Annotated in this window: 20 protein-coding genes; 15 read left to right on the top strand and 5 right to left on the bottom strand. The window is 50.7% G+C overall.

Annotation, left to right across the window (positions count from 1 at the left end; genetic code table 11):
- Positions 1–18: 18 nt before the first annotated feature.
- The gene (gene zipA, locus G441_RS0103710; RefSeq protein WP_026375108.1) at positions 19–1,326 is read left to right on the top strand and encodes a cell division protein ZipA; all 1,308 of its coding nucleotides are present in this window, start codon (positions 19–21) and stop codon (positions 1,324–1,326) included.
- A gap of 49 nt (positions 1,327–1,375) precedes the next feature.
- Positions 1,376–3,406, top strand: coding sequence for an NAD-dependent DNA ligase LigA (gene ligA, locus G441_RS0103705; protein ID WP_026375107.1), 2,031 nt, complete (start codon positions 1,376–1,378; stop codon positions 3,404–3,406).
- 10 nt (positions 3,407–3,416) lie between these two features.
- Here ligA and G441_RS0103700 read toward each other — a convergent pair whose 3' ends face one another.
- Positions 3,417–3,950 carry a DUF2062 domain-containing protein gene (locus tag G441_RS0103700; RefSeq protein ID WP_026375106.1) on the bottom strand — a complete coding sequence of 178 codons (534 nt, stop codon included), beginning with the start codon at positions 3,948–3,950 and terminating at the stop codon, positions 3,417–3,419.
- Positions 3,951–3,984: 34 nt separating this feature from the next.
- Here G441_RS0103700 and G441_RS0103695 point away from each other — a divergent pair, with 34 nt between their 5' ends.
- Genes G441_RS0103695 through G441_RS0103670 form a run of 6 tightly spaced genes read left to right on the top strand, consistent with a single transcriptional unit; the run spans position 3,985 to position 10,727 of the window.
- Positions 3,985–6,264, top strand: a complete 2,280-nt coding sequence (locus G441_RS0103695; protein WP_051275302.1) for a DNA internalization-related competence protein ComEC/Rec2 — start codon at positions 3,985–3,987, stop codon at positions 6,262–6,264.
- Positions 6,265–6,310: 46 nt separating this feature from the next.
- On the top strand, positions 6,311–8,113 hold the full coding sequence (msbA, locus tag G441_RS0103690) for a lipid A export permease/ATP-binding protein MsbA (RefSeq protein ID WP_084407257.1): 1,803 nt from the start codon (positions 6,311–6,313) through the stop codon (positions 8,111–8,113).
- Complete coding sequence (gene lpxK / locus G441_RS0103685; protein ID WP_240485070.1) at positions 8,110–9,093, top strand: tetraacyldisaccharide 4'-kinase; 984 nt, start codon at positions 8,110–8,112, stop codon at positions 9,091–9,093. Before msbA ends, lpxK begins: the two co-directional genes overlap by 4 nt.
- 7 nt (positions 9,094–9,100) lie before the next feature.
- Complete coding sequence (locus G441_RS0103680; RefSeq protein WP_026375102.1) at positions 9,101–9,298, top strand: Trm112 family protein; 198 nt, start codon at positions 9,101–9,103, stop codon at positions 9,296–9,298.
- A 2-nt stretch (positions 9,299–9,300) separates the two neighbouring features.
- Entirely contained in the window at positions 9,301–10,059 is a 759-nt protein-coding gene (kdsB, locus tag G441_RS0103675) for a 3-deoxy-manno-octulosonate cytidylyltransferase (RefSeq protein WP_026375101.1), read from the top strand.
- 5 nt (positions 10,060–10,064) lie between these two features.
- Positions 10,065–10,727, top strand: a complete 663-nt coding sequence (locus G441_RS0103670; protein WP_026375100.1) for an SDR family oxidoreductase — start codon at positions 10,065–10,067, stop codon at positions 10,725–10,727.
- Between the two features lie 21 nt (positions 10,728–10,748).
- Here the strand turns inward: G441_RS0103670 and rimO are convergent, their stop codons facing one another.
- On the bottom strand, positions 10,749–12,176 hold the full coding sequence (gene rimO, locus G441_RS0103665) for a 30S ribosomal protein S12 methylthiotransferase RimO (protein ID WP_026375099.1): 1,428 nt from the start codon (positions 12,174–12,176) through the stop codon (positions 10,749–10,751).
- Between the two features lie 139 nt (positions 12,177–12,315).
- Here rimO and G441_RS0103660 point away from each other — a divergent pair, with 139 nt between their 5' ends.
- Entirely contained in the window at positions 12,316–12,786 is a 471-nt protein-coding gene (locus G441_RS0103660) for a DUF2919 domain-containing protein (RefSeq protein ID WP_026375098.1), read from the top strand.
- A gap of 16 nt (positions 12,787–12,802) precedes the next feature.
- On the opposite strand, the gene G441_RS0103655 is transcribed toward G441_RS0103660, so the two are convergent.
- Entirely contained in the window at positions 12,803–13,216 is a 414-nt protein-coding gene (locus G441_RS0103655; RefSeq protein ID WP_026375097.1) for a hypothetical protein, read from the bottom strand.
- A 187-nt stretch (positions 13,217–13,403) separates the two neighbouring features.
- Between G441_RS0103655 and G441_RS0103650 the strand changes: the two genes are divergently transcribed.
- Complete coding sequence (locus G441_RS0103650) at positions 13,404–14,039, top strand: hypothetical protein (RefSeq protein WP_026375096.1); 636 nt, start codon at positions 13,404–13,406, stop codon at positions 14,037–14,039.
- Between the two features lies 1 nt (position 14,040).
- Here G441_RS0103650 and tcdA read toward each other — a convergent pair whose 3' ends face one another.
- On the bottom strand, positions 14,041–14,835 hold the full coding sequence (gene tcdA, locus G441_RS0103645; protein WP_026375095.1) for a tRNA cyclic N6-threonylcarbamoyladenosine(37) synthase TcdA: 795 nt from the start codon (positions 14,833–14,835) through the stop codon (positions 14,041–14,043).
- Between the two features lie 79 nt (positions 14,836–14,914).
- Between tcdA and lhgO the strand changes: the two genes are divergently transcribed.
- The 5 genes from lhgO to G441_RS0103620 all read left to right on the top strand — a co-directional run bounded on the left by lhgO (position 14,915) and on the right by G441_RS0103620 (position 20,986).
- The gene (gene lhgO / locus G441_RS0103640) at positions 14,915–16,126 is read left to right on the top strand and encodes an L-2-hydroxyglutarate oxidase (protein WP_026375094.1); all 1,212 of its coding nucleotides are present in this window, start codon (positions 14,915–14,917) and stop codon (positions 16,124–16,126) included.
- 102 nt (positions 16,127–16,228) lie between these two features.
- Complete coding sequence (locus tag G441_RS0103635) at positions 16,229–17,188, top strand: glutathione S-transferase family protein (protein WP_026375093.1); 960 nt, start codon at positions 16,229–16,231, stop codon at positions 17,186–17,188.
- Entirely contained in the window at positions 17,188–18,012 is an 825-nt protein-coding gene (locus G441_RS0103630) for a pirin family protein (protein ID WP_026375092.1), read from the top strand. The genes G441_RS0103635 and G441_RS0103630 overlap by 1 nt, the downstream gene beginning before the upstream one ends.
- A 97-nt stretch (positions 18,013–18,109) precedes the next feature.
- Positions 18,110–19,522, top strand: a complete 1,413-nt coding sequence (locus tag G441_RS0103625) for a mannose-1-phosphate guanylyltransferase/mannose-6-phosphate isomerase (protein ID WP_026375091.1) — start codon at positions 18,110–18,112, stop codon at positions 19,520–19,522.
- A gap of 12 nt (positions 19,523–19,534) precedes the next feature.
- The gene (locus tag G441_RS0103620; RefSeq protein ID WP_026375090.1) at positions 19,535–20,986 is read left to right on the top strand and encodes a phosphohexomutase domain-containing protein; all 1,452 of its coding nucleotides are present in this window, start codon (positions 19,535–19,537) and stop codon (positions 20,984–20,986) included.
- Here G441_RS0103620 and G441_RS0103615 read toward each other — a convergent pair.
- Positions 20,966–21,385 (bottom strand): DUF3429 domain-containing protein, encoded by a 420-nt coding sequence (locus G441_RS0103615; protein ID WP_026375089.1) that lies wholly within the window; start codon positions 21,383–21,385, stop codon positions 20,966–20,968. The genes G441_RS0103620 and G441_RS0103615 overlap by 21 nt on opposite strands.
- Positions 21,386–21,405: the final 20 nt, after the last annotated feature.

The following is a 21,405-nucleotide window of genomic DNA, read 5'->3' as shown; positions in this document are numbered from 1 at the left end:
AGGGTAAAGAGAAATCCGATGGAAGAATTACGTCTTTCGCTACTGATTATGGGAGGGTGCCTTATTCTGGCTATCCTCGCGCACGGGCTGTGGAGTATTCGCAAAAATAAAGCGAATGACAGCAGTAAGGCCCGTTTGGAGCCTCGTGACTGGCAACAGGACGACGAAGACGTTGAAGAGTGGGAGGCCGCTGACGATGACACCTTGTTTGCGGTCGAGGAAGAAGCACTGTCAAAGACCACTGAACGACGCGAACCCGGTTTCGATGAATTAGGACTGGGGCCGGTGCGGGTGGTGTCCAAGCCGACTGAGCGTGATGTGTCAGATGAAAACAGCGGACAGCAAGAAAATGCATCAGCTGCACCAGATGACAATGCTGATAAACAAACCAGTAAGATAACAGAACCACCTCAGAACCTGTATGGTTCCGTGGTCACTAATCCCAAACCCCATATGGTGTCCGAATCTCGTCCGGCGCCGTCCAAAGTGCAAGCGGACGAGTCTGTATCAGTTCCAGAGCCACCCCCTTCATTATTAAAACAGTCTCGGTCAGACCAGGCGGCTGCATCTACTGACGCAGGTGACGTGTCACTGCCCGCTGCGGCTGACCAAGAGCCTGCACAGACGCCTAAAACGGCACCAAAACAGACTGTGACAGAGTCTGAATCACACGCTGAGGAGGCGCAAAAGCCGGGATTGGCTGAGCAGGCAAGACGCCTGGTGGCACGCAATAAACCGCGAAAGAAGACGAAAGCGTCCCGAAAAGAGCCTAATTTCGGCGAAGATCAAATGCGCATTGATTTTGATGAGCAGCCTGTAATGGAACTAGACGAACCAGAAACAGACACGTCGACAGATGCCGGCGCAGCCATTTCCAGCGCAGACGTACAGCAGGAAGTGCTGGTACTGAGCGTCAAAGCACCAGACGACAAGCCAATATCAGGTGCGGCACTGTTGCCTATGCTGCTGACTTTAGGTTTTAAGTTTGGCGATCAGGATATCTTCCATCGTCATGTCAACAGCAATGGCAAGGGGCCGGTACTCTTCAGCCTGGCCAATATGTTCAAGCCCGGCGTGTTTGATATTGATAATCTGGAAAACTTTACCACGCAGGGTATATCACTGTTTATGATCCTGCCGATTGAGGGTGACCCTCATCAGGTCTTCAATATGATGCACAACGCGGCCAGAAAAATTGCCGATGAATTTGGTGCACAGGTGCTGGATGGCACCCGCAGCATGCTCACCAAGCAAAGCCTGCAGCAATATGTAGAAAAAATTCGTGAGTTTGAACGCCAGCGCATGATACAGCGCAATCGAGGGTAGCGTACCGAACCGCGATTCGTGACTTCAATTTCAGATATCATCACACGCCATGACAGCCAATGATCCAGTAAGGCAGCGACTCGACGAGCTGCGCGCGACAATAGAAGAATTTAATTATCAGTATTACGTGCAGGACGCGCCAACTATACCTGATGCCGAGTACGACCGTTTGATGCGGGAACTGCAAGCGATTGAGCAACAGCATCCAGAATGGATCAGCGCGGACTCTCCCAGTCAGAAGGTTGGCGGTGAACCACTCTCTGCTTTTACCCAGGTAGAGCACGAAGTACCCATGCTGTCGCTGGATAATGCCTTCAGCGAAGAAGAATTTTTCGCATTTGATAAGCGCGTTAAAGACAGATTGAAACAGGACAGCGTGCTCGAGTATGCCTGCGAACCAAAACTGGATGGTCTTGCCGTCAGTATTCTTTATGAAGATGGTGTACTGGTGAGAGCCGCAACCCGAGGAGATGGTCGGGTAGGGGAAAATATTACCGCTAATGTTAAAACTATCGCCAACGTACCGCTGAGGTTGAGAGGGGAGAACTATCCTACGCGTCTCGAAGTGCGTGGCGAAGTATTCATGACCAAGCAGGGTTTTGAGAAGCTCAATGCTGACCAGGCCAGAGACGGTAAAAAAGTCTTTGCCAACCCACGTAATGCAGCGGCAGGTAGCTTGCGGCAGTTGGACTCTCGCATCACCGCTTCCCGTCCTCTGCGCTTTTTTGCGTATTCGGTTGGTCTGGTTGAGGGAGAAGCGGTCCCGTTGGGTGCATGCCACAGTGAAAGATTGGCATCACTGGCAAGCTGGGGATTACCCTTGTGTAAAGAAGCAGACGTAACACAGGGACCAGAAGGCTGTCAGCGTTACTATAATAAAATTGGTCAGGCCCGTGCCGCGTTGCCCTACGATATCGATGGCGTGGTGTTTAAAGTAAACGATCTTGAGCTGCAGCAGCAGCTGGGGTTTGTGGCCCGTGCTCCGCGCTGGGCGATTGCGCAGAAGTTTCCGGCGCAGGAAGAGATGACACGCCTGCTTGATGTTGAATTTCAGGTTGGACGTACAGGTGCCATAACACCTGTGGCCAGGCTTGAACCTGTTTTCGTGGGCGGCGTCACTGTATCTAATGCGACCTTGCATAACGAAGATGAGATCCAACGTCTTGGCGTGAAGATTGGCGATACGGTGATCATTCGTCGCGCCGGGGATGTTATCCCGCAGGTTGTCTCAGTCGTGCTGGCCAATCGGCCTGATGACGTGGCTGACATTGCATTTCCTAAACAATGCCCGGTGTGTGACTCTCATGTGGAACGGGCCGAAGGGGAAGCGGTGGCCCGCTGCACTGGTGGTTTGGTGTGTGCGGCTCAGCGCAAACAGGCGCTTAAGCATTTTGCTTCGCGCAAGGCCATGGATATTGACGGACTGGGCGATAAACTTATCGAGCAGTTGGTGGATGCGGGTTATGTGGAAGGGCCCGCCGATTTATTCCGTTTGCAGCTCGCACAGTTGTCCTCGATGGAACGCATGGGTGAGAAGTCAGCGAGCAACCTCCTGAAGTCTCTGGACGCAGCCAAGCGTACAACGTTGGCGAAGTTTTTATATGCACTGGGAATACGAGAAGTGGGGGAGGCGACGGCGGGTAACCTTGCCTTGCACTTTGGCACGTTGCAGGCCATTTCTGACGCGACCGTTGAGCAGCTGCAGGAGGTGACTGACATTGGTGAGGTCGTCGCACAGCATATTGTCCATTTCTTTAGCGAGCCGCTTAACCAGCAGGTACTGAGCGATTTGCTCGACGAAGGAGTCAACTGGCCCAATATAGAGATAAAAGACGAAGATGAGCTACCGCTTAAGGGACTAAACTTTGTGTTGACCGGTACTCTGTCGAGCATGTCGAGAAGTGATGCAAAACAACGACTGCAAGCCCTTGGTGCAAAGGTGTCGGGCAGTGTATCTGCCAACACCGACCATCTGGTGGCAGGAGAAAAGGCAGGCTCCAAACTAACTAAAGCCCAGTCATTGGGTGTCGACATAATGAGTGAAGAAGCACTGCTAGTGCTACTCGACAAGCATCAATGACCCTTTAATATCAAGGCGCGGACAGTTTTCGCTGACGTTTTAACAGCCTGGCTTGCCAGGCTTTTCTGACTGAGAAGCGCCATAACCAGTTCAGTGACAGGTAGCCGGCGAGTCCAAAAGCCATGCCGCACACCAGACAGCCGAGTAAAAAAGCCGGCCCAATGGTACCGACACTTTCCATTAGCCAGGTCCAACTCAACTCAAAACTAAACTCCCGATGTGGCGTTCCGAGCAGCAACACGCCGACTTTGTAGGCACCATAGAAGATAGGCGGCATGGTAAATGGGTTGGTGATCCACACGGTGGCCACAGAAAGCGGCAAGTTGACACGTAGCGGAATGGCCAACGCCGCCGACAGCCACATTTGAAACGGTACGGGCCAAAAAGCAAAAAACAATCCAATACCGAACGCACCCGCAGCAGATTTGCGATTTAGGTGCCAAAGGTTGGGATCATGAAGCAATTTGCCAAACACCGACAGGTATCGATGTTTTTTTATTGTTTGATGATCCGGCAAAAATCGTTTAATAATCTTTTTAGCCATACAGCTTAATACTAATTTTTAATCAGGCAACGGAATGCTGACGACGATTGACCAATGGATGGTCGGCTTTGTTATTGGCAGTGTAAGCGCCTTAACCTGGCCACACTTACCTGCTATTCCAGTACTTGCGATAGCACTTATCGTTGCTCTTGCGAGTGCGTTAAGTGTACTGCGATTTCCCTGTCAGGCAAGCGTTTCGGGATTATTACTGGGTGTAATCTGGATTGCGAGTGTAGGGCATTGGCAGTATCACTTGCAACGCTCAGTTGTAAATTTGCGACAACCAGTCGTCGTGACGGGACAGGTCACATCGGTGGTGGATAATAGAGCACCTGTCACATTTGACATAGCAACCTCGTCAGTATCTGAACCTTTGTTCAACAATATGCGCATACGTTTGCGATGGTACCACCCGCAATGGCGTGTTAAACAGGGCCAGACCGTCAGACTTGAAGTGAAACTTAAGCCACCCCATGGCCTGAGCAACCTGCATGCGTTTAATTATCAGAGCTGGCTGCTAAGCAAGGGAATTACTGCAACCGGCTACGTTAAAGACTCTGTTTATAACCGCGTAGAATCGCATAGTCCGACCATCCGACAGGCGTTACTGGACATGCTTGCGCAACAAAGTCTTAGCCATAAAGATCTGATTGCCGCACTTGGGATAGGTTACCGGGGCTGGTTAGACGGAGAGGATATGGCGCTTATTCAGCACATGGGCGTATCCCATCTTATTGCAATATCCGGTCTGCACCTGACTATGGTCGCGTTGTTGAGCTACTGGTTGTTTGTGGCGCTATGTGGCATGTGGCAAGCCAGAGTGGGCAGAACGCAACATAATCTGATTGACAATTCTGCTTTATTCGTGCTGCTTTGCTGCGCAGGCTATGCCTATCTCTCTGGATTTGCGATACCGGTCACCCGCGCGTGGCTGGGTATTGCCATCGCGTTCGGAATAGTGCGCTATCGCAAACACTGGCGTGCTCCGCGCCTGCTGTTGATACTGATGTGCAGCATGTTGATTGTCGCGCCGCTTGCCCTGTTAAGTATCAGTTTGTGGCTGAGTCTGAGCGCTGTATTTATCATTCTGTGGAGCCTGTGGCGCTGGCCGCAGTCACAAGGCGATGGCGTGCTGCAACGCTGGCGTCCGCTAATAAGACTGCAGATTATTTTGAGTGTGATGCTGCTGCCGATCGTGGCCTGGCAATTCCAGCTTGTTTCGGTCGCTGGGATCATCGTCAATCTCATCGCCGTCCCATTGTTTACTTTTGTGATGTTGCCATTCACGCTGCTATCGCTCAGCGTATTGTCCGTTAGTCCCGATCACGCTGAACCGCTATTGACCGCCCTTAACTGGACGTTTGCGCAGTTTATGCACGGCTTGCGCCTAATTGATGTGCTGCCCTTTAGCGCCCTATCCATACCATCTATACTTCTAAGCGCATGGTTGTTCGCTTTGCTCGCACTGGTATTACTGACATTACCCATAAAAATTACGCGCTGGACATGGCTGCTGTTTACACCATTACTTACTGTTTTGCTGAGCCCGCGTGCACCGCACTGGCAGATCAATGTGATGGATGTGGGGCAGGGGCTGGCAGTGGTGGTACAGCAGGATAAACGAGCACTCGTTTATGATGTGGGGGCTCGATATCCGAGTGGATTTAATATGGCCGATGCTGCGTTACTCCCGTATTTACGCGGGCAGGGTATCGAGCACCTGGACTTTGTTTTTATCAGCCACGCTGATAACGATCATGCTGGCAGCGTTGATACATTATTGTCTCAGATGACGGCAAAGCAACTGCTGACAAGCGCAAAAGGATGTCAGCAGGGCAAAGTATGGCAATGGCAACAATTGCAGATAGAGGCGTTATGGCCGCCAGAAGGTTTTGAGGGCTCTGAAAACGACGGCTCCTGTGTGATACGCATATCCGATGGTTATCGCAGTATTCTGCTGCCTGGCGACATTGAAAGCAGCAGTGAGAAGCAACTTATCAGTCACTACGGCAAGGGCCTTAAATCTGACATCTTGCTCGCCCCTCATCACGGCAGTAACACGTCGTCCACAAAGGCTTTTTTAGAGTGGGTGCAGCCACATCACGTTATCTTCAGTCAGGGCTATGCCAATCGGTGGGGCTTTCCCCGCCAACGGGTAGTTGCTCGTTATGAGGCGCTTGATGTCCAGCATTATCGCACGTCTTTGCTCGGACAGATCCGGATTACCGTGCCTTATAAAACCACAACGCCCTTAGCTGTGCAGTCTTATCGACAGGATTTAGTTCCATTTTGGTATGTTAACGTAGCGCAATGATGAAATATGTCTCTGAACGTTGGGGATTTTCTTGTCAGACTGTACAATGTCTAACAGCTTTCATAACGAGATACTGAGACCGAAAACGTTGAGCACTTCAGGCCAGTCTTCACCGACGTTGTTTTCACGCTTCACTACATACCTTAAAGCGTACAAAGCGGCTTTCGTTGTCGCGATTATCGGCATGATCGGTTACTCCGCCGTTGATGCCTTCGTGCTTGCTCAGGTGCAACCCCTTATCGATGAAGCGCTGGGTAATCAGCAATTTGATTTTCTGCGTCTGGCAGCCATGTTGATTGTGCCGCTATTTGTTTTGCGCGGTATTTTTAATTTTCTGGGCACTTACACCTTGTCGTGGATTGGCAGTCAGGTCGTCATGCGTATGCGCCAGGAGCTGTTTCACAAATTCATTCATCTTCCCGTTAGTTTTCATGATACCCATGCCAGCGGTAACCTCATCAGCAAAGTGACCTATGATACCGAGCAGGTCGCCAATGCCGCCGGAAAAGCCTTGCTAACATTGGTCAGAGAAGGTGCGCTGGTCATTGGTCTGCTGATTGTGATGTTCTATTACAGTTGGCAACTGTCCGCCATCTTTTTACTGATCGGCCCTCTTGTGGCGGTGATTGTGTCGCAGGTGAGCCGCCGTTTTCGTGTGGTAAGCCGCAATATCCAGCAGGCCATGGGGAATCTGACCAGTGCGGTAGAGCAGGTTATTAAGGGCCACAAAGTCGTATTAATGTTTGGTGGTCAGAAGCTTGAGGATGAGCGTTTCAGACGCAAGAACAACTTCAACCGCCAGCAGACAATGAAGCTGGTGGTAACGCAAATCCTCAGCGTCTCGACTATTCAGGTAATCGCGTCGATTGCGCTGGCGGTGGTGCTGTTTGTCGCCAGTGTCCCAGGTGCGGTGGACAATCTGACCCCGGGCGTGTTCACCAACGTGGTGTTTTGCATGACAATGCTGCTCAAGCCCCTGAAGCAGCTCACCACCGTAAATAACGAATTCCAGCGCGGTATGGCGGCCTGTGCCAGTGTATTTGACGTGCTGGACAGACAAGAAGAGACAGATACCGGCAGCACATCACTGGAGAGGGCAGAGGGTCGTATTGCTTTTAACAACGTGACCTTTACCTATCCTGGCAAGCAGCAGCCAGCGCTTAACGATATCAGCTTTGTTGGTGAACCTGGTCAGACGATTGCGCTGGTGGGACGTTCTGGCTCCGGTAAATCGACAATATCAAGTCTACTCACGCGCTTTTACGATCCTCAGCAGGGTAGCATTACCTTAGATGACACCCTTATACAGAATGTATCTTTGAAAGATTTACGTCGTCAGTTTGCATTGGTGTCGCAGCACGTTACGCTGTTTAACGACACGATTGCCAACAATATCGCTTATGGTTCTGAGCAGCGTGTCAGCCGCGCCGATATAGAGCGAGCGGCGGCAACGGCGCACGTTAATGAATTTATTGAGCAACTGCCTGACGGCCTGGATACGGTCATCGGTGAAAACGGTCTGATGCTTTCCGGTGGACAGCGTCAGCGCATCGCCATTGCCCGCGCGCTATTGCTCAATGCGCCCATTTTAATTCTTGATGAGGCAACGTCGGCGCTGGATACGGAATCCGAACGTTTAATTCAGGATGCGTTGGAGCAGTTACAGAAGGACTGCACCAGTATCGTCGTGGCGCATCGTCTGTCTACGATTGAAAATGCAGACATTATTCTGGTCATAGAAAAGGGTGAGATTATCGAGCGCGGTACTCACACGCAGCTGCTGGCCAACCCTGATGGCGCTTACACGCAGTTACATCGGATGCAATTTAGTGAAGGGAACACACATTGAAGCTGACCATACAGCGGGCCTGGTATCAACCCAGGTTGACCCCATTGACCTTATTTCTGGTGCCGTTTTCGTGGCTGTTTGCGCTGATTTCTGCGTGTCGCAGACTGGCTTATCGCATCGGCCTATTGTCACGCACTACGCTACCTGTACCGGTTGTCGTGGTAGGCAACATCACGGTTGGAGGCAGTGGCAAAACACCACTGGTGTTAAAGCTGGCTGAGCGTTTTACGACCATTGGTCTGAAGCCTGGCATTGTAAGCCGTGGATATGGGGGCACCTCTGATACGTATCCGTTGCGGGTGCGCGATGACAGTGATCCGGCGGTTGTCGGTGATGAGCCGTTATTGATGGCAATGCGCGCCCAGTGTCCTGTTGTAGTTGATCCTAAACGTGCCCGTGGTGCGCGTTTTCTGCAAGAACATTGTGGCTGCAATGTCATCATTTGTGATGATGGTCTTCAGCACTATGCACTGGACAGAGACATTGAAATCGCTGTACTGGATGCGCATCTCATGACAGGTAATGCTCACTTATTACCTGCAGGCCCGTTGCGAGAGGGCACCTGGCGTCTGCACACCTGTGACTACACCGTGATCAATGGTGCCTTACCTGCTACCGATGAAATTGTTATGCGTCTTAAGCCTGAGACCCTGCGTCGCGTCAGTGACTGGCAACCCGCAAATCAGAGCTACGTGATGTCTACACCTTTCATCGCGGTTGCGGGTATTGGTAACCCACAGCGCTTTTTTGATACCTTGCGCGCATTGGACGCGGTACCGAGTAAATCCATGGCATTTCCTGATCACCATCAGTTTAGCGAAGCAGACTTTCCCTACGATATGCCTGTGATCATGACTGAAAAAGATGCGGTGAAATGCAGAAGCTTTGCAAAAAAAGACTGGTATTTTTTACCTGTAGAGGCATCCCTAAACGGACGTTTTCTAACGTCACTCACTGATAAAGTTACACGATTGAGCTAAATACACTATGGCATTTGATACACAACTACTTGATATGCTTGCTTGCCCTGTATGCAAGGGGAAGCTGGACTATAACGCCGAGCAGGATGAACTTATCTGCCGTTTTGACCGGTTAGCGTACCCTATTCGTGAGGCGATTCCGGTGATGCTGGAGAACGAAGCCAGGCAACTCAGTCTGGAAGAACTTGAAGCGATGAAGAAATAGCCATGAATTTTACTGTGATCATTCCGGCCCGTTTTGCGTCCAGTCGCTTTCCGGGCAAACCGTTGGTAGATATCGGCGGTAAACCAATGATCCAGCACGTCTATGAACGTGCTGCCGAGTCCGGTGCCTCGCGCATCATCGTGGCGACCGATGATGCGAGAATTGCCAGTGCGGTCAGTGCATTTGGCGGGCAGTATTGCATGACATCGGCAGAACATGAGTCGGGCACTGAGCGCCTCGCTGAGGTGGTCGATGTGAAAGGATTACTGGCCCATGAAGTGGTCGTTAACGTGCAGGGCGATGAACCCTTCATACCGCCGGAAAACATTCACCAGGTGGCGGAGAATTTGCATCAGCACCAGACCGCTGAGATGGCCACCCTGTGTGTGCCGATAAGCGACGTTGAAGATGCCTTTAACCCCAATATTGTAAAGGTAATCACCGATAAACAAGGCTTTGCGCTGTATTTCTCACGTTCAGTGATCCCTTATGATCGCAGTCGCTTTCTGGATGCGGATAACATTGATGAGATCGGGGATTATTATTACCGTCATGTCGGTATTTATGCGTATCGTGCCGGGTTTATCAAACAGTATGTGAATATGGCACCGTCAGGATTAGAGCAAATCGAATCACTTGAGCAGTTAAGAGTGCTGTGGCACGGTGAAAAAATTCATGTGGATGTCGCCAACAAGGCGCCGCCACATGGTATCGACTCACCTCAGGATCTCGAAAAATTACTTGCTAGAGAAGGATACTAATAACGATGACGACAGTGGTAGTAACCGGCGCAAACCGTGGTATCGGTCTGGAACTGGTAAAACATTACATTGCCCGTGGCTGCAGCGTGTATGGATTATGCAGAAATAGTTCTGACCAGCTGAATGCCAGCGGCGCCAAAGTGATCGACAAAGTTGATGTTGGTAATCCTGAAACCTTGAAGGCCAGCCTTGCTAAGCTGGCGGGCACTAAAATTGACGTCCTGATTAACAATGCCGGTGTCCTTGCTGTGGAAGATTTAGCGTCCGGTGACCCGGTCACCATGGAACATCAATATCGGGTCAATGCATTAGGTCCTGTGATGGTCACCCAGACATTATTGGATAACCTGTCTGAAGGCTCAAAGGTGGCGCTTATTACCAGCCGCATGGGCTCAATGGCGGACAATGGCTCTGGTGGCTATTACGGCTACCGCATGTCGAAGGCCGCGCTCAATGCTGCCGGCGTTAGTATGGCAAGAGATTTAGCGCCCCGTGGTATTGCTGTGGCGATCCTTCATCCCGGCTATGTGCAAACTGAAATGGTGAATTACGGTGGTGATATCAGTGATGAAGATGCCGCTTTGCGTTTGTCACAGCGTATTGATGAGCTTGAGTTAGGCAACTCAGGCACCTTCTGGCACGCAAACGGCCAGATACTTCCCTGGTAACTGTAAAAAGGGAGGTTGCGCTTAGCGCTCCTCCCCGAATTCCTCTTCTTCAACGGGTACGCCCCACATATCGTGTTGGTCCGCGTGCACAATCTCTACCCATAGTCGCTGGCCCGGCTGCACATCATAAACACCATTTAAGTGCACCACACCATCCACTTCCGGTGCATCGGCATAGCTGCGTGCTACCGCGCCTTCACTGTCGACGCTATCAATCACAACGTTGTATTCCTGACCGATCCGTTGTTGTAAACGCTCTGCGCTGATTTGTTCCTGAACCTGCATAAAACGTTGCAAACGCTGTTCCTTTATTTCTTCACTTACGGGGTCGGGCAGATCATTGGCTTTAGCCCCTTCCACCGGTGAATATTTAAAGCATCCGACGCGGTCTAACTGGGCATCGCGCAGGAACTGCAATAGTTCTTCGAATTCTTCTTCTGTCTCACCTGGAAAGCCGACAATAAACGTACTGCGGATCACCAGTTCAGGGCATATCTCTCGCCATTTACGGATACGTTCTATCGTTCGCTCGGCACTGCCGGGCCGCTTCATCAGTCGCAGGATACGTTTGTTGGCGTGCTGAAAAGGAATATCCAGATAGGGTAACACCTTGCCCTGGGCCATGAGTGGGATCAGCTCATCAACATGAGGGTAGGGGTAGACATAGTGCAGACGTACCCACATGCCCATCTCGCCCAGTTTTTCGCACAGTTGCTGCATATGGGTTTTGACAGGCATGCCGTTCCAGAAACCGGTGCGATGTTTACTGTCTACACCATAGGCACTGGTGTCTTGAGAAATCACCAGCAGTTCATTGACGCCTGCTGCTTTAAGACGCTGCGCTTCATCCAACACCTCACCAATAGGGCGACTCACCAGATCGCCCCGCATGGAGGGGATAATGCAGAAGGTACAGCGATGATTACACCCTTCGGATATTTTTAAGTAGGCATAATGTCGTGGGGTCAATTTTACCCCATGATCTGGCACTAGATGCACAAACGGATTATGAGAGGGTTTGGGCAGATGTTGATGTACCTGTTCAACTACCGTCTCGTAGGCGTGCGGACCGGTGATAGCCAATACATTGGGATGCACTTCCCGAATCTCATCCTCTTTGACGCCCAGGCAGCCGGTGACGATGACTTTGCCATTTTCTTTTAGTGCTTCACCGATGGTATCAAGAGATTCTTCGACGGCAGCATCGATGAACCCGCAGGTGTTGACGATAACCAAATCAGCGTCGTCATAGGTTGGCACTACATCGTAACCCTCGGTGCGCAGCTGCGTGAGAATACGTTCTGAATCAACCAGGTTTTTGGGACAGCCTAGAGACACAAAGCCAATACGGTTGCCAGTCAACCCACCGGTTGCCCGGTCAGATTCGAGCACTTTGGCCGGTATTTTCATACTGGTGGTTTGATTGGGCGTAAATTTTTCTACTGTCATGGTGCGGCGCCAGGGTCAAAAGTGCGCGGATTATACCCAAGTGCGAAATATCATCCAAGCAGACTTCTATGATTGCCTTAATGCTATGAGCAGGTAGACTATCGCCCGCTCGAGAGTGAGGAGAGAGTGTAACATCGCAATGAAACTTGAATTGCCGCTATCCAGTTATGATGAAGCGGGCAGAGTAAAGCCTCCTGCAATGTGGTATGCAGTGCTAATATTTTTAGCCAGAGCGTATGTCATTGCTATCGCGGTATTTTCTTCGTCACAGCCAGTTGAGCAAACGATGGATTTCTTTTACCCCACCCATGAACTTTTTTATGCGGCACTGGCGATGGGGCTACCTGCACTGGTGCTATTTGGCTTAACCAGCATCAGGGAAAAGTTGTACGGGTCGCGTCTGCGTGCACTGTTTCGCGTACTTCTGCCCGGCGCCTTTGCCTGTTTGTGTGTTGATATGTGGTTGCTAATCAGCAAGCTGTCGGTGCAGCACTGGCAGTTTGCCTGGTCAACAGCGTTAACCCTGCTGGTACAAATTGCTTTGCTGCTATATGTCGTGAAAAGCCGCCATCTGCGGTTGATGATAGCGGATTGGCGACGCTCGGATTGATCACGTCGCGCTATATCTATTGGGTACTGTTGCTCAATGCCTGGTCAAAATAGTCTTTGACGCTGACTGCGCTGTCATTCACCAGGCGTTCATAACAGATGCCGGCAAATGCATAGCTACGCTCACCATATTCGAGCAACACGTAGGGGGCTTTCGGATCTGACGTATCATAGCGCCATGTTCCGCCGACCAGGTTGCGGAAAATCTCACCAATGTAGGCGCCGAATACGTTGCATAGCGTGAAGACATGCTTATCTTCCAGCGCGTCAGCTTTGTATTTATCCACAAATGCCAGCAACATATCGTCGACCAGCGCAATGCTGTCAGCACTGAAATCCAGCGTGATACCGAATTCTTCCTGACTTACTTTTGCCGCATCACTGGCGCTCTCTGTCATTAATTGTTGCAGCTCATCTTGTGGGATCGTCATGTCGGGTCCTTTAAATAGCGTTAGCGCGTATATTCTCGTTATCTGCAAAAATGCACATTGTATAAATGCATGGTAGGCAAGGCCCATATAATTCGCAAGCATTAACATGGGCTTAGCTCGGTCGCTAGGGTGATCTGAGCGATATTGCAAAGCGTAATAAACACACAAAAAACAAGCTGGATCGGCCGTGAAGTACAACTTTATCTTACCCCTCTCTGCGTTAATTGTTGTGGTCGCGCTGAATGTGCTGATTGAGGTCGGCGTGCTGCCGCCGGGTCTGGCGATTTTAGAAAACATCAAGCAGAGTTTTGGTGAGGGATTTTATCTGCTTGTATTTCTTATCATTCTGTTGGAATCCATTATTTACGTTGGGTTTTACTTCCCCGGGCAGTTTTTTGCGGTGATGCTGGTGGTGCTGGCTAACCCTGATCAGGGCGATATTATTGCGCTGACTCTGTGCATGGTGGGCGCAGCCACCCTGGGCTCGGCGATAAATTTTTTACTGGGTCGTTTTACGTCTGCTAAAAAGCCCCAACAGGGCAAAGCGTCATTAAAGCAGTTGCTGCTTGCCATGATCCACATAAACTCTCTGGCCTTCTTTATGTTTAACCAAGGTAGTCAGCGGCGTCATCCGGGGATTATTGCGACGGCAGGGCTATTAAATCTGCCATATTATCTGGCGTTGATTGCCGGCACGGCAGTGCTCAGCGAAGAGGTAATGGGGATGGCTGAAAACACCTGGTTTATTGCCGCTGCCATCAGTGTCTGGCTGGCGGTCGCTATCGTTTTGGATATTAAACAGCAGCGCACGGCAATTGACTGATTTAGGCCTGTTTACGAGCCGCTTTTGACAGGATTTTGTCGATCACCCGGGCAGCCGCAACGAAGCCAAACGTGGCAGTGACGGCTACCGCAGCACCGAAGCCAAAATTACAGTCGAGTTTTGTACTGCCATCCTTGAGGTGCTTTTTGGTCGACACGGAACCGTCTGCCTGTGGATATTTTAGCTGCTCGTTGGAATAGACACAGTCAATGCCAAAGCGGCGCTTCTTATTGTCTGAAAAACCGTAAAAACGCCGCAACTCTGAGCGCACTTTAGCTGCCAGCGGGTCCTGTATGGTGCGCGTCAGGTCGGTCACCGCAATCTGGGTCGGGTCGGTTTGACCACCGGCACCGCCAACGGTAAGCGCCGGTATTTTATGACGTTTGCAGTGCGCAATAATGGCCGCTTTGGCCTTCACACTGTCCGTTGCGTCGACAACGTAATCAAAACCTGTGGTCAGATGCTCGGCGACATTCTTCGCCGTGACGAAATCCTGCACGGCGGTAACCAGACATTCAGGATTAATCGCCTTGATGCGGGATGCCATGGCATCTACTTTGGCTGTGCCGACGGTATCGGTTAACGCGTGGATCTGACGATTGGTATTGGTTAAACAAACATCATCCAGATCAATTAAGGTAAGTTTTCCGATGGCGCTTCGTGCTAATGCTTCTGCAACCCAGGAGCCCACGCCTCCGATGCCGATCACGCACACGGAAGCATTTGCCAGAGTCTGTAGCTGCTGTTGACCATAAATACGTGCGGTGCCGCCGAATCGTAGGGCGTGTTCACTCATAACTGCGTTCTCGAAACTCACTCGTGGTTGCGTATAATCGGTGCGTTACCACCGTTTTTCAACCTTTCGAGGAAACCGTTTGCAACACGCAGATATTGTCATTATTGGTGCAGGAATTGTTGGCGCGGCGACTGCGCAGGCATTACAAGGTGCTGTGCCCCGCGCCAACATTATGCTGCTGGAAAAAGAACTAGAACCTGCCCAGCATCAGACTGGCAGGAATTCAGGTGTGATCCATGCAGGCGTCTATTATCCGCCGGGCAGTCTTAAAGCGCGCTATTGTCGTGAGGGATTAACCCGCACTATAGCGTTTTGTAACGAGCATGGGATCCCCTTCGACCAGTGCGGAAAACTGCTGGTCGCCACCAACGATGATGAAATGACGCGTATGCAGGACCTGTATATCCGATGTCAGGAAAACGAGCTGGATCCTGAAATGTTGTCAAAGCAGCAGTTACAAAACATGGAGCCTAATATTTGCGGAAAAGGCGCATTTTTTGTTCGTCAGACAGGTATTACCGATTACCGCGCCATCACTACATGTCTCACCGAGCAGTTCCGTACTTCTGGAGGAGAGGTCTGTTACTCCCGTCAGGTCATCGCTGCAGACGAACATGACAATGGCGCGACGCTTACTGTGAAGACTGGTCAACATGGCACTGACCAGGTGCAGGCAAAGGTAGTAGTGAACTGTGCAGGATTACAGTCCGACCTTGTGGCAAGGCGTTTCGGTGTTGAACTGGATTATCAGATTATCCCTTTCAAAGGTGAATATTTTCGGTTGTCGAAAAAGTTTGATGGGGTGGTACAGCGTTTAATTTACCCCATTCCCGATCCATCCATGCCGTTTTTGGGTGTACATCTGACAAAAATGGTCCATGGCGGTGTCACCGTAGGGCCAAGTGCGGTGTTATCACTAGCCAGAGAAGGTTACCACAAATTTGCGTTTTCACTGTCTGACACTGTGCGTATGGCATGCTTTGCAGGATTCTGGAAAACCCTGTGGAAGCATAAACGGGCAGGGCTTATCGAAGCACGCAATGCCCTGAGCAAGATAAGTTATCTCAGTGAAGTACAAAAATACTGTACAGCCGTAAGCATCGACGATTTACTGCCATACCCTTCAGGTATTCGGGCTCAGGCGGTGAGTATTGATGGTCAGCTCATCCATGATTTTAAGTTTATTGAAACTGACCGCGCCGTGCACCTTGGCAATGCGCCATCTCCGGCTGCTACTTCGGCATTTCCAATCGCCGATGCCATTGTTGACCGGGTGCTTGGAAAACTTTAATTCGACTTTATCGAATAATGCTGCCGAGACTTTGCAATATCAGCAGTCAACTTTTTATGGTGCAGTACCGTACATAATCGCATTCGTTTTTCAGGAGGCTTTATGGGACTTTTAGTTGACGGTCAGTGGCAGGATAAATGGTATGACACCAAATCCAGCGGCGGTAAGTTTCAGCGCCAGGCGTCACAGTTCAGAGATAAAATTGAAAACACGCCGGGGGCGCGTTTCACACCAGACAGCGGCAGGTATCACCTTTACGTGTCTCTGGCCTGCCCGTGGGCCCATCGCACGTTAATTTTTCGCAAACTCAAAGCGCTTGGAGCGCATATTGATGTGTCGGTGGTAAATCCTGACATGCTCGAACATGGCTGGGTGTTCAATGATTACCCCGGTGCGACTCAAGACCATCTGTTTGACTTTGATTATATGCATCAGGTGTATACCAAAGCTGTACCCGATGCGACTACCCGCGTCACCGTGCCGGTTTTGTGGGATAAGCAGGAAAACACCATAGTCAGTAATGAATCTGCCGACATTATCCGTATGTTTAACAGCGCGTTTAATGAGCTGACGGGCAACACCCTGGATTTTTACCCTGAAGCACTGCGAGCTGACATTGATGACATCAATGATTTTGTCTATGACAACGTCAATAACGGTGTGTACAAAGCCGGATTTGCAACGACGCAAGACGCATACGAGGAAGCCGTTACGGCACTGTTCCAGGCTCTCGATAAGCTTGAAAAGCGCTTGTCTGAACAGCGTTATGTGGTAGGCGACACACTGACTGAGGCGGACTGGCGACTGTTTACTACCTTAATCCGCTTTGACCCGGTCTACGTGGGACATTTTAAATGCAATCTGAAACGCATCGCTGATTATCCGGCACTGTTTAATTACATGAAAGAGTTGTATCAGATGCCCGGTGTCGCTGACACAGTGAACTTTGATCATATCAAGCGGCATTACTATTACAGCCATACCATGATTAATCCTACCCAGATCGTGCCCGTCGGGCCGTACCAGGATTTACATTCCGCACACAATAGAGGAGCACTGTGATGACAGAGCGACGTGTAAACAGAATGGTGCAGGGCTTGCCGACCCAGGATGGCGCCGGTGTAAAATTAAAGCGCATACTTGGCCAACCTGCACTGCAGAATCTCGATCCGTTTTTAATGCTGGATGAGTTTCACTCTGATCAGGCCGACGATTACATCAAAGGTTTTCCGCCTCACCCACACCGTGGTTTTCAAACGGTCACTTACATGTTGAATGGTAAGATGCGTCATCGTGATTCAGTGGGTAATGAGGGCATTATTGATGATGGTGGTCTGCAGTGGATGAATGCGGGCAGGGGCATTATTCATGAAGAAATGCCGCAACAATCAGAGGGGCTGATGCGCGGGTTTCAGCTGTGGGTAAACTTACCTGCCAGTGAAAAAATGTCAGCGCCCGGCTATGAAGATATACCGGGCAGTCAGGTGCCAGTGGTGAATAATGAAGTAGGTCAGGTCAGGGTGCTTGCTGGTAGCTATGCGGACGTAGAAGGACCGGTAAAAAGCCATGCTACCGAGCCATTGTTTCTGGATGTAACAATAGAAGGTGGCGAGCTGTCCGTGCCGATTGCTGCAGGCCATAGCGCGTTTGTGTATTGTTTTGACGGACAGCTGGCTATTGGCCAGAGCACATTTGCCACCGGCACGCTAGCAGTGCTAAGTGACGGCGGGCAGGTGACACTGAGCGGTAAGCCATCAGGTCGTGCGATTATCGTGGCAGGGCAGCCGATCAATGAACCCATTGTGCAATACGGTCCCTTTGTGATGAACACGGAACAGGAAATCCACCAGGCGATTCAGGATTTCCAGCAGGGAAGGCTGGCCTGAAGGGATAAGCTGAGTGGATGCGATTGCACCTGCCGTGCGGGTGCTATACCATTCGGCAGTAATAATAATTATCCCACTATCGTTGCAAGGAATACGCATGAAACCAGTTGTTTTAGCAGGTGGAACTGGCTCTCGTCTGTGGCCCAAGTCTCGCGCCGCACTCCCCAAACAATTTTTGGCACTTACTGATGATAATACCATGTTGCAGAATACCCTGTTGCGACTCGATGGCATAAACGCCGTTGCACCCATTGTTATCTGTAATGAATCGCACCGTTTTCTGGTGGCTGAGCAGCTACGCAAGAAAGACATCGATCATGGCGGCATTTTGCTTGAGCCAGTCGGCCGTAATACCGCTCCGGCGATCGCGTTAGCAGCATTACATGCTACCTTGCAGGGCGACGATCCTGTGTTATTGGTGCTTGCCGCTGACCATCTAATTAAAGATACACAGGCCTTCCATCACGCTATCGGCAAGGCGCAAAAACTGGCTGAGCAGGATTATCTTGTGACGTTTGGCATCGTGCCCACTGAGCCACACACCGGGTATGGCTATATTCAAAAAGCAGAAGCCAAAGATGATGGCTTTGTAGTCAAACAATTCGTTGAAAAGCCAGATTTAGCGACCGCTGAGTCTTATGTCTCCAGTGGTCATTATTTATGGAACAGCGGCATGTTTATGTTCAAAGCCAGTCGCTATCTTGAAGAGTTACAAAAATTCGCCCCTGAGATGCTGGATATTTGCCGCAATGCGATTGCCAGTGAATCCTTTGATTTGGACTTTGTGCGCGTAGACGAAGACGTATTCGCGACCTGTCCTGACGATTCCATCGATTATGCAGTGATGGAAAAAACCGACAAAGCCGTTGTTGTGCCGTTGGATGCAGGCTGGAATGACGTGGGGAGTTGGAGTTCGCTGTGGGATACCGCTGAAAATAAAGATGAAAACGGCAACGTCGTGGTTGGCGACGCCATTTTGCACGATGCGCATAACAACTATGTGAATGCCGAGCAGCGACTGATCTCGCTGATTGGACTGGATGATGTGGTGGTGGTCGAGACCAAGGATGCGGTCATGGTGGCACATCGTGACAAAGTGCAGGACATCAAACATGTGGTCAATAAGCTTAAAGCGGAACATCGCCCAGAATTTGAATTCCACCGTGAAGTATTCAGACCCTGGGGAAGCTACGACTCGATTGATGCCGGCGCGCGCTTCCAGGTAAAACGTATTACCGTGAAACCGGGCGAAAAACTGTCGGTACAGATGCATCATCATCGCGCCGAGCACTGGATTGTGGTCTCAGGTACGGCCAATGTGACTATTGGTGAGAATACCCAGCTACTGACGGAAAACCAGTCCATTTACATTCCGATTGGCGCCGTCCATGCGCTGGAAAACCCGGGTAAAATTCCTCTGGAGCTGATTGAAGTGCAATCGGGTGCGTATCTGGGCGAAGACGATATCGTGCGATTCTCAGACCGCTACGGCCGTGTTGAGAAAAAATAAGGAACGTTTGACATGACAACCCCCTTAACCTGCTTCAAGGCTTACGACATTCGCGGACAGCTCGGAGAGCAGCTCAATCCAGAAGTGGCGTATCGCATTGGCCGTGCGTTTGCTGAGTTTCTGCAGGCCGAATCTGTGGTCGTCGGTGGCGATGTCAGACTGACCTCAGCAGCGCTAAAACATTGTCTTGCAGCAGGCATTATTGATGCCGGTGCCGAGGTCATTGATATTGGCATGAGCGGTACCGAAGAGATTTATTTTGCCGCCAAGCATCTGCCGGTCAGCGGTGGTATTGAAGTCACTGCCAGTCACAACCCGATTGACTACAATGGCATGAAACTGGTCAGAGAAGGTGCCAGACCGATCAGCGGAGATACCGGGCTGGACAAAATAAAAGCCCTCGCGGAAGGCTACACTGACGACGAGGTCAAACAGGCCTTAGTGAAATTTGCTGCGCAGCTTTCTGAGCAGGCGTTTTTAGACGGTGGGGACGTTATCAGTCCGGCAGCGCTGAAGGAGTCTGGACGTTACAAAGCGATGGACAATCACGAGGCATATGTCTCGCACCTGCTGACCTACATTGATGTCGCTTCTCTTACACCACTCAAAATTGTGGTGAATGCCGGTAACGGCGCGGCAGGTCCGGCGTTAGATAAAATCGAGCTGGCGCTGCTTGCACACAATGTTCCTATCACTTTCGTCAAAGTGCATCATCAACCAGATGGTACCTTTCCCAATGGCATTCCCAACCCGCTATTGCCTGAGTGCCGTGATGATACCGCCAGTGCTGTGATTGAACATGGTGCCGATATGGGCATTGCCTGGGATGGCGACTTCGACCGCTGCTTCCTGTTCGATGAAAAAGGCCGTTTTATCGAGGGATACTACATTGTTGGGTTGTTGGCAGAAGCCTTTCTACAAAAGCATCAACATGCCAAAATCATCTATGATCCCCGGGTGTACTGGAATACCGAAGATATTGTCAACGCCAACGGTGGCGTACCGGTAAAAAGTAAAACCGGGCACGCCTTCATCAAAGAACGTATGCGCGCAGAAGATGCAGTTTACGGTGGAGAAATGAGCGCTCACCATTATTTCAGAGATTTTGCCTATTGTGACTCGGGCATGATCCCGTGGCTGCTGGTGGCGGAACTGTTATCGGTAAAAGGCATGCCGCTGTCGGAAATGGTTGACGAGCGTATCGCTGCATTCCCTTCATCGGGTGAAATCAACAGTAAGCTGGACGACGCAGAAGCTGCGCTTGCGCGAGTGCTGGATACCTATCAGGGGCAGGCTGAAGTGATTGACCGCACCGACGGTATTGGCATGGAGTTTGGCAATTGGCGCTTTAACTTGCGTATGTCTAATACTGAGCCAGTGATACGTCTGAACGTCGAATCGCGCGGCGACGTCGTGCTAATGCAGCAAAAAACTGACGAGCTTTTAGCCCTGATTCGCCAATAATCCCCCTATCATCACGATATGACAGCCACACACTGTGGCTGTCAACACACCGCGAAGGCGCATGTAGGATGCACTTATCGGCAGTGTGTTTTTGTCGTACAACCACATCAGCAAATATCCGGCGGCCATTATCAGCAGGGCGGTGATAGCGCTGAAAAACACCTGACTACACCAGGCAACAATGCTTGGCAGCATGGCTAGCGCGGCGCGCAGACGGTCGTCATCGCGCAGGCTTTGCAGCCAGTGAATGCCACCAAAAAACGACAATATTACTGCGCTGTAGGCGATAAACCATTGATTAGCCTGCATAGGGTCAAGCACGTTTGTCACTGCCAATAGGGGCAGACCGATAAAGGGAATAAGACCGGCGTAGCCGAGCATGGAATGAGTGGGTGTCATAAGCGCTCCAGAATCACCCT

The sequence above is a fragment of the Aestuariibacter salexigens DSM 15300 genome (assembly GCF_000429145.1).
Taxonomy (GTDB): Bacteria; Pseudomonadota; Gammaproteobacteria; order Enterobacterales; family Alteromonadaceae; genus Aestuariibacter; species Aestuariibacter salexigens.
This window is presented reverse-complemented; position numbering and strand designations above follow the sequence as displayed.